Source organism: Kitasatospora sp. NPDC034035 (genome assembly GCF_055575755.1).
Genome location: NZ_JBVISA010000045.1, coordinates 25194 through 39305, shown reverse-complemented (window position 1 = coordinate 39305; position 14112 = coordinate 25194). Strand labels below are relative to the sequence as shown.

General features: G+C 70.7%; 13 protein-coding genes. 3 read left to right on the top strand and 10 right to left on the bottom strand.

What is annotated here, in order from left to right; all coding sequences use genetic code 11:
* Positions 1 to 4: 4 nt before the first annotated feature.
* From prcA to arc, 5 genes are all read right to left on the bottom strand, one after another.
* Positions 5 to 760 (bottom strand): proteasome subunit alpha, encoded by a 756-nt coding sequence (gene prcA, locus ACZ52J_RS38565; RefSeq protein WP_360498256.1) that lies wholly within the window; start codon positions 758 to 760, stop codon positions 5 to 7.
* Positions 761 to 791: 31 nt separating this feature from the next.
* Positions 792 to 1634: a proteasome subunit beta gene (prcB, locus tag ACZ52J_RS38560; RefSeq protein WP_465625562.1), complete on the bottom strand. Its 843-nt coding sequence runs from the start codon at positions 1632 to 1634 to the stop codon at positions 792 to 794.
* Between the two features lie 160 nt (positions 1635 to 1794).
* On the bottom strand, positions 1795 to 2013 hold the full coding sequence (locus tag ACZ52J_RS38555; protein WP_280681804.1) for a ubiquitin-like protein Pup: 219 nt from the start codon (positions 2011 to 2013) through the stop codon (positions 1795 to 1797).
* A gap of 184 nt (positions 2014 to 2197) precedes the next feature.
* Complete coding sequence (gene dop, locus ACZ52J_RS38550; RefSeq protein WP_360498252.1) at positions 2198 to 3709, bottom strand: depupylase/deamidase Dop; 1512 nt, start codon at positions 3707 to 3709, stop codon at positions 2198 to 2200.
* A 228-nt stretch (positions 3710 to 3937) separates the two neighbouring features.
* On the bottom strand, positions 3938 to 5704 hold the full coding sequence (gene arc, locus ACZ52J_RS38545) for a proteasome ATPase (protein ID WP_360498250.1): 1767 nt from the start codon (positions 5702 to 5704) through the stop codon (positions 3938 to 3940).
* A 284-nt stretch (positions 5705 to 5988) separates the two neighbouring features.
* Here arc and ACZ52J_RS38540 point away from each other — a divergent pair, with 284 nt between their 5' ends.
* Positions 5989 to 6294, top strand: coding sequence for a ferredoxin (locus tag ACZ52J_RS38540; protein ID WP_360498248.1), 306 nt, complete (start codon positions 5989 to 5991; stop codon positions 6292 to 6294).
* A 318-nt stretch (positions 6295 to 6612) separates the two neighbouring features.
* Here the strand turns inward: ACZ52J_RS38540 and ACZ52J_RS38535 are convergent, their stop codons facing one another.
* The 3 genes from ACZ52J_RS38535 to ACZ52J_RS38525 form a co-directional block, all read right to left on the bottom strand.
* On the bottom strand, positions 6613 to 7272 hold the full coding sequence (locus ACZ52J_RS38535) for a hypothetical protein (RefSeq protein ID WP_465625561.1): 660 nt from the start codon (positions 7270 to 7272) through the stop codon (positions 6613 to 6615).
* Positions 7273 to 7348: 76 nt separating this feature from the next.
* Positions 7349 to 8305: a tRNA (adenine-N1)-methyltransferase gene (locus ACZ52J_RS38530; RefSeq protein WP_360498244.1), complete on the bottom strand. Its 957-nt coding sequence runs from the start codon at positions 8303 to 8305 to the stop codon at positions 7349 to 7351.
* Positions 8306 to 8351: 46 nt separating this feature from the next.
* A complete protein-coding gene (locus ACZ52J_RS38525) occupies positions 8352 to 9563 on the bottom strand; it encodes a site-2 protease family protein (RefSeq protein ID WP_360498242.1) in 1212 nt (403 codons plus the stop codon).
* 177 nt (positions 9564 to 9740) lie between these two features.
* Between ACZ52J_RS38525 and ACZ52J_RS38520 the strand changes: the two genes are divergently transcribed.
* A complete protein-coding gene (locus ACZ52J_RS38520) occupies positions 9741 to 10649 on the top strand; it encodes a RecB family exonuclease (protein ID WP_465625560.1) in 909 nt (302 codons plus the stop codon).
* Positions 10649 to 11320: a response regulator gene (locus ACZ52J_RS38515; protein WP_465625559.1), complete on the top strand. Its 672-nt coding sequence runs from the start codon at positions 10649 to 10651 to the stop codon at positions 11318 to 11320. The genes ACZ52J_RS38520 and ACZ52J_RS38515 overlap by 1 nt, the downstream gene beginning before the upstream one ends.
* Before the next feature lie 114 nt (positions 11321 to 11434).
* Here the strand turns inward: ACZ52J_RS38515 and ACZ52J_RS38510 are convergent, their stop codons facing one another.
* Positions 11435 to 13033 (bottom strand): ABC transporter substrate-binding protein, encoded by a 1599-nt coding sequence (locus tag ACZ52J_RS38510; RefSeq protein WP_360498236.1) that lies wholly within the window; start codon positions 13031 to 13033, stop codon positions 11435 to 11437.
* Between the two features lie 244 nt (positions 13034 to 13277).
* The gene (locus tag ACZ52J_RS38505; protein ID WP_465625557.1) at positions 13278 to 13982 is read right to left on the bottom strand and encodes an HAD family hydrolase; all 705 of its coding nucleotides are present in this window, start codon (positions 13980 to 13982) and stop codon (positions 13278 to 13280) included.
* Positions 13983 to 14112 lie beyond the last annotated feature (130 nt).

Here is a 14112-nt window from a genome sequence, read left to right as displayed (position 1 = left end):
ACTGCTACTCCGGCGTGGTACCCGCCGGGGTGTCCTCGTCGTCCGACTCGGCGGACTGGTCTCCGTCGAGCAGTCGGCTGAGCTGGTTGCCGAGGATCCGCTTGAACTTGCGCTGCTGGAACCGCTGGCGGTCGAGGACCGCTACCTCCAGCTGCTCCGGGGTGAGGCTGCGCGGGCTGCCGCCGTTGGGGTCGCGGGCGAGCGAGTCGACCGCGACCTTGACCGCCTCGGTGAGGCTCAGGCCGACGCGGTGGCGCTGGCCGAGGTAGTTGCCGATCGAGTCGGCGTTGCCGCCGACCACCACGTAGTTCTTCTCGTCGACGACCGAGCCGTCCGGCGTCAGCCGGTAGATCTGGTCGTTGTCGGCGCCGCGGCCGACCTCGGCCACGATCAGCTCGACCTCGTACGGCTTGTCCCCGACCGAGGAGAAGATGGTGCCCAGGGTCTGGGCGTACACGTTGGCCAGGCCCCGGGCCGTGACGTCGGCCCGGTCGTAGGAGTAGCCGCGCAGGTCGGCGTAGCGGACGCCGCCGATGCGCAGGTTCTCGAACTCGTTGTAGCGCCCGACCGCCGCGAAGGCGATCTTGTCGTAGATCTCGGAGACCTTGTGGAGCGCTCTGGAGGTGTTCTCCGCGACGAAGACGATGCCGTCGGCGTAGGTGAGCACGACCACGCTGCGGCCGCGCGCGATGCCCTTGCGGGCGTACTCCGCGCGGTCCGCCATGGCCTGCTGGGGTGAGACGTAGAACGGTGTCGACACCGGCGGTCGTCCCCTTCCTGTGAGGTGATGGCTAGATCAGCGGGGCCTGCGGGCCATTGGGGTGGATCAGGCGCTCGTCGGTGATGGCGACGGCGACCTCCGCGACCTCCGCCTCGGTGAGCCGGCGGAAGCCGTCCTCGGTGATCAGCGAGACGATCGGGAAGATCTTGCGGGAGAGGTCCGGACCGCCGGTGGCGGAGTCGTCGTCCGCCGCGTCGTAGAGCGCCTGGACGACCAGGGTGACGGCCTGGTCGGCCGTCAGGCCGTCGCGGTAGAGCTTCTTCATCGAGCCGCGGGCGAAGACCGAGCCCGAGCCGGTGGCGGCGAAGCCGCGCTCCTCGGAACGCCCGCCGGTGACGTCGTAGTTGAAGATCCGGCCGCGGCCGAGGTCCAGGTCGTAGCCGGCGAACATCGGCACGACCGCGAGCCCCTGCATCGCCATGCCCAGGTTGCCCCGGATCATGCTGGTGAGGCGGTTCGCCTTGCCCTCCAGGGAGAGCGTGGTGCCCTCGATCTTCTCGTAGTGCTCCAGCTCCAGTTGGAAGAGCCGGACCATCTCGACCGCGAGGCCGGCGGTGCCGGCGATGCCGACCGCGCTGTACTCGTCGGCCGGGAAGACCTTCTCGATGTCGCGCTGGGCGATGACGTTGCCCATCGTCGCCCGGCGGTCACCGGCGATCACCACGCCGCCGTCGAAGATCGCGGCCACGATCGTGGTGCCGTGCGGGGCCTCGACCACGGAGCCCTCGGGGAGCCCGCGGTGGCCGGGGATCAGCTCCGGCCTGTGCTCGGCGAGGAAGTCGAGGAACGAGGACGACCCCGGGGTCAGGAAGGCAGCCGGTAGACGCCCGGTGCCGAGAGTGTTGGCTTCCACACGATTCCTTCCAGGTAGCTTGAAGCGCGCGCTGCCCGCACCCTACCCGCCCGACGATCACTGCCCGGGCGTGGAGGTGAGGTGCCGGACGGCCGGGCGGCGAGTGCCGCCCGACCGCCCTCGACGGTCACGACGTGAATTCCCGAATACCGGGACCGGACTATTGCCCGCCCTTCTGCACGAAGCCGCGCACGAAATCTTCCGCGTTCGATTCCAGGACCTCATCGATTTCGTCCAGCACCGCGTCGACGTCGTCGCCCAGCTTTTCCTGGCGTTCCTTGAGGTCGTCGGAATTCTGCGTTTCCGCGGCCTGCTCCTCGACCTCCTCGGAGGAACGGTTTGCCCGCTGCTGGCCGCCGCCGGTGTCCTTGCTCGCCATTTCCCTCACCCCGCTCGATTCGTCTGGCACGGTTTGGTCGGTAGGGTCGTTGCCGGTTGACACCGACCCTATACACAAGGTGCGACTGCCGCTCCCGGTTTGCCGGTGGCGCTTCCTGTCCAACACCCGCTGCCACCCCGGATGATTCCCATTCGGCGGACGTTCACCCGTGGTGATCGAAAAGTTACCCGCCGGACAGCACCCGGAGCAGGTCCTCCGCCGTGCGGCAGCGGTCCAGCAGCTCCTTGACGTGGTTGCGGGTGCCGCGCAGCGGCTCCAGCGTGGGCACCCGCTGCAGCGAGTCCCGGCCGGGCAGGTCGAAGATCACCGAGTCCCAGGAGGCCGCCGCGACGTGCTCGGCGTACTGCTCCAGGCAGCGCCCGCGGAAGTACGCCCTGGTGTCCTCCGGGGGCTTGGAGACGGCCCGCTCGACCTCGTCCTCGGTCAGCAGCCGCTCGAAGCGCCCGCGGGCCACCAGGCGGTTGTAGAGGCCCTTCTCGGGCCGCACGTCGCTGTACTGGAGGTCGACCAGGTGCAGCCTCGGGTTGTCCCACTCCAGGGCGTCCCGGCTGCGGTAGCCCTCCAGGATCTCCCGCTTGGCGACCCAGTCCAGCTGCTTCGAGAGCGACATCGGGTCGCGCTCCAGCCGGCCCAGGACGTCCTCCCAGCGTGTCAGCACGTCCACCGTCTGCTCGTCCGCGTCGGTGCCGAAGCGGTCCTCGACGTACTTGCGGGCCAGTTCGAAGTACTCGAGCTGGAGCTGGACGGCGGTGAGCTTGCGCCCGTTGCGCAGGGTGATCAGGTACTTGAGCGTCGGGTCGTGGGAGACCCGGTGCAGGGTGCGCACCGGCTGGTCGACGGCGAGGTCGGAGGCGATGAAGGAGTCCTCGATCATCGACAGGACCAGCGAGGTGGTGCCCAGCTTGAGGTAGGTGGAGATCTCGGAGAGGTTGGCGTCCCCGATGATCACGTGCAGTCGGCGGTACTTCTCGGCGTCGGCGTGCGGCTCGTCCCGGGTGTTGATGATCGGGCGCTTGAGGGTGGTCTCCAGGCCGACCTCGACCTCGAAGTAGTCCGCCCGCTGGCTGAGCTGGAAGCCGTGCGCCGAGCCGTCCTGGCCGATGCCGACCCGGCCGGCCCCGGCGACCACCGGGCGGGAGACGAAGAACGGGGTCAGGTGGCGGACGATGTCGGCGAACGGCGTCGCCCGCTTCATCAGGTAGTTCTCGTGGGTGCCGTAGGAGGCGCCCTTGTTGTCGGTGTTGTTCTTGTACAGGTGGATGTTCTGCCCGTTGGGCAGCTCGAGCGCGCGCTGCGCGGCGGCCGCCATGATCCGTTCGCCGGCCTTGTCCCACAGCACGGCGTCGCGCGGGTTGGTCACCTCGGGCGAGCTGTACTCGGGATGCGCGTGGTCCACGTAGAACCGGGCCCCGTTCGTGAGGATGACGTTGGCCAGGCCGATGTCCTCGTCGGTCAGCTGGCTGGCGTCCGCCACCTCGCGCGCCAGGTCGAAGCCCCGCGCGTCGCGCAGCGGATTCTCCTCCTCGAAGTCCCAGCGGGCCCGCCGTGCCCGGTGCATCGCCGCCGCGTAGGCGTTGACGATCTGGGACGAGGTGAGCATGGCGTTGGCGTTGGGGTGCCCGGGCACGGAGATCCCGTACTCGGTCTCGATGCCCATCACGCGCCGTACGGTCATGCGGCCCTCCTTGCCCGGTGCGCCGCCCCCGGCGGGCGGAACACGCTGACGTACCGCTGGACAACACCGGCGCCGGCCATCTGACCGCGGACGGTGGGTCGAGCCTAGAACCCGGCCCCGATCGGCGGGCCCCGAGACGCGCCGTCCGGCTGCGGGGCCGCGAGGCGCCACAGCCGGACGGTGTGCGTACAGCTCCGGGGACCGCTGTCGGCCCGGGTAACCGCGTGCTTACAGGTACTGCCCCGTGTTGGCGACAGTGTCGATCGAGCGGCCGGACTCGGCGCCCTGCTTGCCGGTGACCAGCGTGCGGATGAAGACGATCCGCTCGCCCTTCTTGCCGGAGATGCGGGCCCAGTCGTCCGGGTTGGTGGTGTTCGGGAGGTCCTCGTTCTCCTTGAACTCGTCCACGCAGGCGGCGAGCAGGTGGGAGACGCGCAGACCGCGCTGACCGTGGTCGAGGAAGTCCTTGATGGCCATCTTCTTCGCGCGGTCGACGATGTTCTGGATCATCGCGCCGGAGTTGAAGTCCTTGAAGTACAGGACCTCCTTGTCACCGTTGGCGTAGGTGACCTCCAGGAAGCGGTTCTCCTCGGTCTCGGAGTACATCCGCTCCACCACCGACTGGATCATCGCGGCCACCGTGGCCCCGACGGAGCTGTCGTGCTCCTTGAGGTCGTCCGGGTGGAACGGCAGCGAGTCCTTGAGGTACTTGGAGAAGATGTCCTTCGCGGCCTCGGCGTCCGGGCGCTCGATCTTGATCTTGACGTCCAGGCGGCCGGGCCGCAGGATCGCCGGGTCGATCATGTCCTCGCGGTTGGAGGCGCCGATGACGATGACGTTCTCCAGGCCCTCCACGCCGTCGATCTCGGCGAGCAGCTGCGGGACGATGGTGTTCTCCACGTCCGAGCTGACGCCGGAACCGCGGGTGCGGAACAGCGACTCCATCTCGTCGAAGAAGACGATGACGGGCGTGCCCTCGCTCGCCTTCTCCCGGGCCCGCTGGAAGACCAGGCGGATCTGCCGCTCGGTCTCGCCGACGTACTTGTTGAGGAGCTCGGGGCCCTTGATGTTGAGGAAGTAGCTCTTCCCCTGGGGCTGGCCGGTGACCTCGGCGACCTTCTTGGCCAGCGAGTTGGCCACCGCCTTGGCGATCAGCGTCTTGCCGCAGCCGGGCGGGCCGTAGAGCAGGACGCCCTTGGGCGGGCGCAGCTCGTACTCCTTGAAGAGGTCGGCGTGCAGGTACGGCAGCTCGACCGCGTCGCGGATCAGCTCGATCTGGTTGCTCAGGCCGCCGATCTGGCGGTAGTCGATGTCCGGGACCTCTTCGAGGACCAGCTCCTCGACCTCGGCCTTCGGCACGACCTCGTACACGTAGCCGGAGCGGGGCTCCAGCAACAGGGCGTCCCCCGCCCGGATCGTGAGGTCGCGCAGCGGTTCGGCGAGGCGCACCACGCGCTCCTCGTCGGTGTGGCCGAGAACCAGGGCGCGCTCGCCGTCCTCCAGGACCTCCTTGAGGGTGACGATCTCGCCGATGCGCTCGAAGGCCATCGCGTCCACGATGTTGAGGGCCTCGTTGAGCATCACTTCCTGGCCGCGCCGCAGTTCGTCGAGTGCGACGTTGGGGCTGACGTTCACGCGGAGCTTGCGCCCGCCGGTGAAGATGTCCGCGGTCCCGTCCTCGTTCGCTTCGAGGAAGGTGCCGAAGCCGGCCGGGGGCTGTGCCAGCCGGTCCACTTCCTCCTTGAGGGCCACGATCTGGTCGCGGGCCTCACGCAGGGTGGAGGCGAGCCGTTCGTTCTGGGCGGTCACGCCGGCCAGGTTGGTCTGGAGCTCGACGATCCGCTCTTCGAGGATTCTCGAATTGCGCGGCGAGTCGGCGAGCTTGCGGCGCAGCACGGCGATTTCCTGCTCAAGGTACGAGACCTGAGCGGCCTCGTCGGAACCACGAGCGGGCCTGCCGGTGCTGCGGTTGTAGTCGTCATCGTGGGCTGCCACGGTCCTCACCTCCTCCGGGGAGCTGGACGCTTCCAGACCCTACCTGGGACCAGGGGTCCGTAAACCCCTAGATCAAGAAAGATGGAACGGGCGTGTCCGATCTTCGCCCCAGCGTGCTTCCCCTCTGCTAAGGGGATACCCACCGCGCACCGCCCAAAGCGGGCCAGATGTATCGTCGAGCGAAGTGATATCCGATCGCGACCACGACTCGAGGTCCGATCGTTGTACGAATGGCGGGATTGCTCCCAGAAATGGGCGACCCGGGACAGAAACGGCAGGGGACCATGTCGGTGACCGAGCAGACGGCGGCGACGACCGAGGAGCTGGAGGTGTGGATCGACCAGGATCTGTGCACCGGCGACGGCATCTGCGTCCAGTACGCACCGGAGGTCTTCGAGCTCGACATCGACGGCCTCGCCTACGTGAAGGGGTCGGACGACGAGCTGCGCCAGCAACCCGGGGAGACCGTCCCGGTGCCGCTGACGCTCCTTCAGGACGTGGTGGACTCGGTGAAGGACTGCCCCGGCGACTGCATCCACGTGCGCCGGGCCGCGGACCGGGTCGAGGTGTACGGACCTGACGCGGAGTGAGTAACCGCCCTCCGGCTCGGAGGCGAGCGGGCGACCCGCCCCGAGCGGCGTCACGGGCGAGCGGGCGACCCGCCCCGAGCCGAAGGGGCGCGCCGGTGCCGAAAGGGAGAAGCGAGGGAGCGAGGCACGAGCGAGGGAGCGCCGACCGTCGGCCCCGGGTCCAAGCGCCCCGGAGGCGAGCGGGCGAACTCCCGCCCCGAGCCGAAGGGGCGCGCCGGTGCCGAAAGGGAGAAGCGAGGGAGCGAGGCACGAGCGAGGGAGCGCCGACCGTCGGCACCGGGTCCAAGCGCCCCGGAGGCGAGCGGGCGAATAGCAGCCTCAGGTCTGGCTGAGCGGGGCGGTGGTCTGGGAGCGTTCCCAGCCGCCGCCCCGGTGCGTCCAGGTGAGTTCGAGTGAGATGTCGGGCCGGAAGCGCGGCACGTCCTCGCTCGAATACCCCTGCGCGCGGCCGGTGATGGCGCCGTCGGAGCGCACCGCGAGCCGGCTCACGGTGAGGTTCTCGCGCTCGGTGAGCAGGGTGGCCAGCACCGTCGGGCGGTCGCCGGGGCCGTAGCCGAGCAGGAAGACGGCGTCCGGCGGGGTGCCGGTCTCGGCGGCGCAGTGCGCGGCGACCACCGTGCCGGGGCGTCCGTCGCCCAGCTCGGCGGGCACGCTGAGCGCCGTCGTGACCGGGAACGGGCCGCAGTCGATCGGGAGTTGGGCCTTGGCCGGGTCGGGGGCCGCGCTCGCGGCGAGGGCCTTGGGGGTGCCGTGGGCGGGCACCGGGGTGCCCGTCGCCGGGGACGCGGCGAGGGCGGCGCCCACGACCGCGCCGCAGCCGGCCAGGGCGAGGGCCCAGTGCCAGGGGGCGGTGCGCACGTGCGCGGGCCGGGTGCGGCCCCGCGGTGTCTGCTGTCCAGCCGTCGCCGTCGTCCCGACCGCGGTCTCCACCAGGCGTCCCCTCCAGAGCTCCAGGAGCTGGTCTGCGTGAGCGAGCATCGTCCCACACCCGGTCGACGGAAATGCCAAGGGGTGGCACGAGATTGCTCGTGCCACCCCTGCGTGGTGTGCGGGCTCAGCCCAGGTCGGGCTGGTCGTCCTCGCCGCGCGCGGCCTTGCGGGCGGCGGCGCGCTCCTGCAGGCTCGGCTCGGGCGCCCCGCTGTCGTAGTCCTCGCCGTACGCGCCCTTGGCGGGGCGGCGGCGGCGCAGCGGCGGCTCGACGCCGTCGGCCAGGCGGCGGGCGGTGAGCAGGAAGCCGGTGTGGCCGATCATCCGGTGGTCCGGGCGGACGGCGAGGCCCTCCAGGTGCCAGGTGCGGACCATGGTCTCCCAGGCCTGCGGCTCGGTGAAGGTGCCGTGGTCGCGCAGCGCCTCGACGGTCTTGGACATCTGCGTGGTGGTGGCCACGTAGCAGCAGATGAGGCCGCCGGGGACGAGCGCCTTGGAGGCGACGTCCAGGCACTCCCAGGGGGCCAGCATGTCGAGGAGGACGCGGTCGACGTCGGACTCGACCAGGTTGTCCTGGAGGTCGCCGACGGTGAGCTTCCACGCCGGGTGCGGCCCGCCGAAGTAGCGCTCGACGTTGCCCTGGGCGATGTCGGCGAAGTCCTGCCGGCGCTCGTAGGAGGCCAGCATGCCGTGCTCGCCGACGGCGCGCAGCAGGTACATGCTGAGCGCGCCCGAGCCGACGCCGGCCTCGACCACGCGGGCACCCGCGAAGATGTCGGCCATCGCCAGGATCTGCCCCGCGTCCTTGGGGTAGATCACGGCGGCGCCGCGGGGCATGGACAGGACGTAGTCGGGGAGCAGGGGGCGCAGCGCGAGGTACGGGACGTTACCCGTGGTGCGCACGACCGTGCCTTCGGGAGCGCCGATCAGCTCGTCATGCGGGAACGCACCCTTGTGGGTGTGGAACTGGTTCCCGGCCTGGAGCGTGAACGTGTAGTGGCGACCCTTGGGGTCGGTCAGCTGGACCTGGTCCCCGACCTGGAAGGGCCCGCGTCGGCGGGCGGCACCGGTCGGTTCGGACATACGGACAATCCTAAGGGAAGCGGAGCCTCCCGCCCGACCACGGTGATCATTTCCCGGCGACGGCGGCGGTCAGCCGCCGCTCGATGTCGCTGAGCGCGGCGACGCCGTACACCCGGCCGTCCGCCTCGACCACCAGGTACTCCCCCGCCGGGGTGGTCTGGACGGCCCGCAGCAGGTCCTCGCCGTGCAGGTCGGCGTCCAGCCGCAGCCCGGGCTCGAGGTCGCGGGCGAGCGGGCCGACGGCCACCCAGGGGCGGCGGTGCTCGGGTACGGCCCGGACCGCGGACTCGCGCACGATCGCGATCGGCTCGCCCCGGCCGTCCACCACGACCACCGCGCCGGCCTCGGCCTCGCGGGCGCGGCGCATCGCCTCGCCGAGCGGGGTGTCGGCGGTGACCTCGACGGCCCGGCGGGCGAAGTCGCGCAGCCGCAGGCCGGGCAGCGCCTCCTTGAGCCGGGCGTTGCGCACGCTGCCGGTGGCGCCGTTCCAGATGATCGCGGCGAGCACGGCGGCCAGCACCGCGTCCACCAGGGTGTCGGTGGTGGTGCGCTCGACCCCGCGGGCGGCACTGACCAGCGGCAGGCCGAACAGCACGGCGACCGCCAGCACCCGGCCGACCCAGGCGGCGGCCACCGTGCCGGTCATCGGCTTGCCGGTGATCGCCCAGACGAGGGCGCGCAGCATCCGTCCGCCGTCCAGCGGCAGGCCGGGCAGCAGGTTGAAGGCGGCGACCACCAGGTTGGACACCATCAGACCGGTGAGCAGCACCCCGGGGACGGTGGACAGCTCCACGGCCCGCACCCCGAGGTAGAACAGGCCGCCGAGCGCCAGCGAGAGCAGCGGGCCGACGAAGGCCAGCCAGAACTCGCGCCAGGGCGTGGTGGCCTCGTTCTCGATCTCGGAGACGCCGCCGAAGAACTGCAGCTGGATCCGCCGCACCCCGAGCTTGTAGCGCAGCGCGACCAGGGTGTGGGCGAGTTCGTGCACCAGGACGGAGGCGTAGAAGGCGACCGCGAAGGAGAAGGCGACCAGGTAGCGGGCGCCGCCGAGGTCGGGCAGCACGTCGCCCAGCTGTCCGCCGAACACCCAGGTGATCAGCGCGGCGATGACGAACCAGGAGGGGGTGACGTAGATCGGCACGCCGAAGGGCCGGCCCATCAGGAGGCCGCCGCGGCGCTCCGGTGGCTTCCCGGCCGGGCGCCCGCGGTCGTCCTGCGGTGGCTGGTCGGAGGTCTGCTGCCCCCTGCTGTCGCTCACCGTGATCCCTTCGGTCGTCGCCCCCGTCGTGCCCCGGTGCGCCCACGCTACGTGATCGTGGCACTCCGGGGCCGCGCGCCCCTCCTGCTGCCTTCATACCCACTGCGCGGCCTGCGCGCGCCTCGGTGGCAGCACGGTGGCAGCGGGATGACAGCAAAGGGCAATAGGGTCGTAGTCATGCAGCAGACCGACACCACCAGCGTCACCGGGGCCCCGGTGCGCCCGGCGGCGGCGCCGACCGGCCTGTCCCCGTCCCGGGCGGGGGACTTCCTCACCTGTCCCCTGCTGTACCGGCTGCGGGTGATCGACCGGCTGCCCGAGCCGCCGAGCTCGGCGGCCACCAGGGGCACCCTGGTGCACGCCGTGCTGGAGCGGCTGTTCGACAGCCCGGCGGCCGAGCGCACGCCGGAACGGGCACTGGGCCTGCTGCGCCCGCAGTGGGAGCGGCTGCTGGGTGAACGGCCGGAGCTGGGCTCGTTGTTCCCGGACGACCCGGACGGCGCGGCGCTCACCCGCTGGCTGGCGGACGCCGAGAAGCTGGTCGGCCAGTGGTTCCGGCTGGAGGACCCGACCCGGCTGCATCCGGTGGAGCGGGAGCTGTACGTGGAGACGGCCCTGGACTCGGGGCTGCTGCTGCGCGGCTACATCGACCGGGTGGACGTCGCCCCGACCGGCGAGGTCCGGCTGGTGGACTACAAGACCGGCCGGGCGCCCTTGCGGGACTTCGAGGGCAAGGCGATGTTCCAGATGAAGTTCTACGCACTGGTGGTGTGGCGCTGGAAGGGCGTGATCCCCAAGCGCCTCCAGCTGGTCTACCTCGGCGGGGGCGGGGACGTGGTCAGCTACGACCCGGACCAGGCCGATCTGCTCGCGGTGGAGCGCAAGCTGCGGGCGTTGTGGGAGCGGATCGGCCACGCGGTGGCCACCGGGGACTTCCCGGCCACCCGCAACCGCCTCTGCGACTGGTGCGACCACCAGGCCAGCTGCCCGGAGTTCGGCGGTACTCCGCCGCCGTACCCCTTGCCGCTGGCCCGTACGTCTGATGAGGACGATCCCACGGGGGATCCGAGGAGCAAGGAGTCCTAGTGACGATCCGAGTGCTGCTGGTCGACGACCAGCCGCTGCTGCGCACCGGTTTCCGGATGATCCTGGAGGCCGAGTCCGACCTGGTGGTGGTCGGTGAGGCCGGCGACGGTCAGCAGGCGCTGGACCAGGTGCGGGCGCTGCAGCCCGACGTGGTGCTGATGGACATCCGGATGCCGAGGATGGACGGTGTCGAGGCGACCCGGCGGATCGCCGGCCCGGGGCGGGACGGCCCGGCCAAGGTGCTGGTGCTGACCACCTTCGACCTGGACGAGTACGTGGTGGAGGCCCTGCGCGCGGGCGCCAGCGGCTTCCTGCTGAAGGACGTCCCGGCCGAGGAGCTGGTGCAGGCGATCCGGGTGGTCGCGGACGGCGCGGCGATGCTGGCGCCGAGCATCACCCGCCGGCTGCTGGACATGTACGCCACCAAGCTGCCGTCGGGCGACGAGACGCCGCCGCAGGCGCTGGGCGCGCTGACCGACCGCGAGCTGGAGGTGCTGAAGCTGGTGGCGCGCGGGCTGTCGAACGCGGAGATCGCGGCGGAGCTGTTCGTCAGCGAGACCACGGTGAAGACCCACGTCGGCCATGTGCTGACCAAGCTCCAGCTGCGCGACCGGGTGCAGGCGGCGGTGTACGCCTACGAGAGCGGGCTGGTGCGCCCGGGCGCGCTGTAGCGGTCCCCTCCTGCGGCCCCTCCCGCACCGCGCGGTGGCCCGCAGAAACGTGACGGCGGCCCGTCCGCTCCCCGTGGTGATGTGGGGAGCGGACGGGCCGCCGTCGTCCGTGTGCTACTTGCCGGTCCGGCCGATCTCCCAGAAGCGGAAGAAGCCGGTGGTGTCGACGGTGGCCTCGACGCCGGTGACGTACGAACGCGCCGCGTAGAAGGCCTTGTTCTGGTACAGCGGGATCAGCGGCACGCTGACGGCCTCGATCTGCTGGATCTGCGCGTAGCCGGGCGCGGCGGCGCTGCGGTCGGCCTGCTTGAGGCCCTCCGGCACCAGCTTCCCGCTGATCTGCGGGTCGTCCCAACCGTGGTGGTAGGCACCGCCGTTGACCAGCAGCGGGGCGATGTAGTTGTCCGGGTCCGGGTAGTCGGCGAACCAGCCGATGACGTACGCCTGGTACTTGCTGTCGACCCAGCCCTTCTTGAAGGCCTCCCAGTCCGGCTCCTGCTGGACGGTGACCTGGAAGAGGCCGCCGGTCTCCAACTGCTTCTTCAGCGTGTCGGCCTCGTTGCTGCCGGCCCGCGAGCGGGACCAGGTGAGGGTGAGCTTGACCGGGGTCTGGACCTTGGCGTCGGTGAGGTACTTCCTGGCCTTGTTCACGTCCTGGTCGCCGTAGCGGTCGAAGAACGCGGTGGTGTGGCCGGTGACGCCGGCCGGGACCATCGCGTACAGCGGCTGGACGGTCCGGGCGAAGACGTCGCGGGCGAGCGCCTTGCGGTCCATCAGCTGCGCGGCGGCCTGGCGGACCGCGACGTTGCCGCCGACCGGGTCCTTGGTGTTGAAGACCAGCGAGCGGGTGTCGTTGCTGTCGCCCTCGGTGACCTGGAGGTCGGTCTTGCCGCCCTGCTGGTCGGAGCGGATCTGGGCGGCGGTGTTCGGCTCCAGGCTGTTGTCGGTGAGGTCGACGTCGCCCTTGTCCAGCGCGGCCTTCAGGTCCTCGGCCTTGTCGAAGTACCGCACGGTGAACTTGGTGTTGCGCAGCTTGGCGTCGCCGCCGTACTTGTCGTTGGGCGTCAGCACGACCTTGCCCAGCTGCTTGCCCGCCATCTCGACCGAGTCGATGCGGTACGGGCCGGAGCCGACCACCTTGTCGTTGGACAGGGCCTTGTCGGCCGGGAAGACCTGGTGGTCCACGATGGCGCCGGCCGGGCTGGCCAGCTTGGCCGGCAGGGTGGCGTCGGGCGTGGCGAGGTGGAACAGCACCTCGGTGTCGCCCTTGGCCTCGACGGACTTGATCGAGGAGAGCAGGGAGACCGGGCCGCCGTCGTCGTTGATCTTCTTGGTGCGCTCGATCGAGAAGACCACGTCCTCGGCGGTCAGCGGGTGACCGTTCGAGAACTTCAGCCCGGGCCGCAGGGTGCAGTGGTACTCGGTGGCATCGCCGCCGGTGAACTCGCAGGACTGCGCGGCGTCCGGGGTGGGCGTGCTGGCCGCGGCCGGGAAGGTCAGCAGCGACTGGAAGGCGTTGCGCATGACCAGCCAGGAGCCGGAGTCGTAGGAGACCGCGGGGTCCAGCACGCCGGTCAGCTGGGCGGTGCCCATGGTGATCGACTTGCCGCTGTCCCCCTTGACGGCGTCGGTCACCGATCCGCAGCCGGCCACCGTCACGGCGACCAGACCGGCACAGCCGAGTACTGCGAGGCGTTCAGCTGAAGTCTTCACGGGGCGCGTCCTTATCGGTGGCACGAAACCCGAGTAGCGTGCCATATCGAACACGCACGACCGATACCCGCGCAGATGACGTTTGGGACACGGCGGTTCAGGGCATCCCGGCGCGCTCGACGAGATGTCAGGCAATGCCCTTTTTCTCCCCCGATCCCCCCGAGTCGGAGCGCCGTCGAGCCGCTTACCGGCCGGTAGGGGCAGGCCGCAATGAGATGACAATCACACTCAAACTGGCGGTCCGTCAGACCCGCGAGGCGACCAGCGAGCGCAACAGGTCGAGGTCGACCTGCTCCAGCGAGGGCAGCACCAGCCGCCCGGGGGCCGGCTCGATCGCCGCCACCGAGGGCACCGCGATCACCGGGCAGCCGGCCGCCTCGCCCGCGCGCACCCCGGTCGGGGTGTCCTCGACGACCACGCATCGAGCCGGCTCCGCACCCAGCCGGCGGGCCGCCTCCAGGTACGGGTCCGGGAACGGCTTGGTGCGCGGCACCTCGTCCCCGCCGATGGTGAAGGCGAAGTGGTGGGCGCCCAGCGAACGGAGCACGATGTCGATCACGTGCCGGTGCGAGGCGGACACCATGGCGGCCGGGATCCCGTGCGCGGCAAGGGTGTTGAGCAGCCGCTCGGCGCCCGGCATGAGCGGTACGCCGCCGGCCAGCAGGTCCACGAAGCGCTGGTTGACCAGCACGCCCAGGTCGGCCGGGGCGATGTCCACCCCGGTCCGGGCGACCAGGTAGTCCATCACCCGGGTCATCGGGCCGCCGACCACATGGGCGCGGTCCGCCTCGTCCAGCTCGTGGCCCAGCTCGGCGAAGAGCGAGACCTCGGCCTGCCACCAGAAGTCCTCGGTGTCCACCAGCGTCCCGTCCATGTCCAGCAGCACCGCCTGCAGACCGCGGTCGTCCCCGTGGTCCAGGACACGGGTGGCGGTGGAGCTGGTGGTCATGGTGGGATCCTTCCGGCAGGCCCCGGGCGCACCCGGGGATGGCACAGGCCGGCCCGCTGGTGAGCGGACCGGCCCGTTCAGGATCATCCAGGATACGCCCGCTTCGTCCGGAAAGAGCGAACGGAGCGGG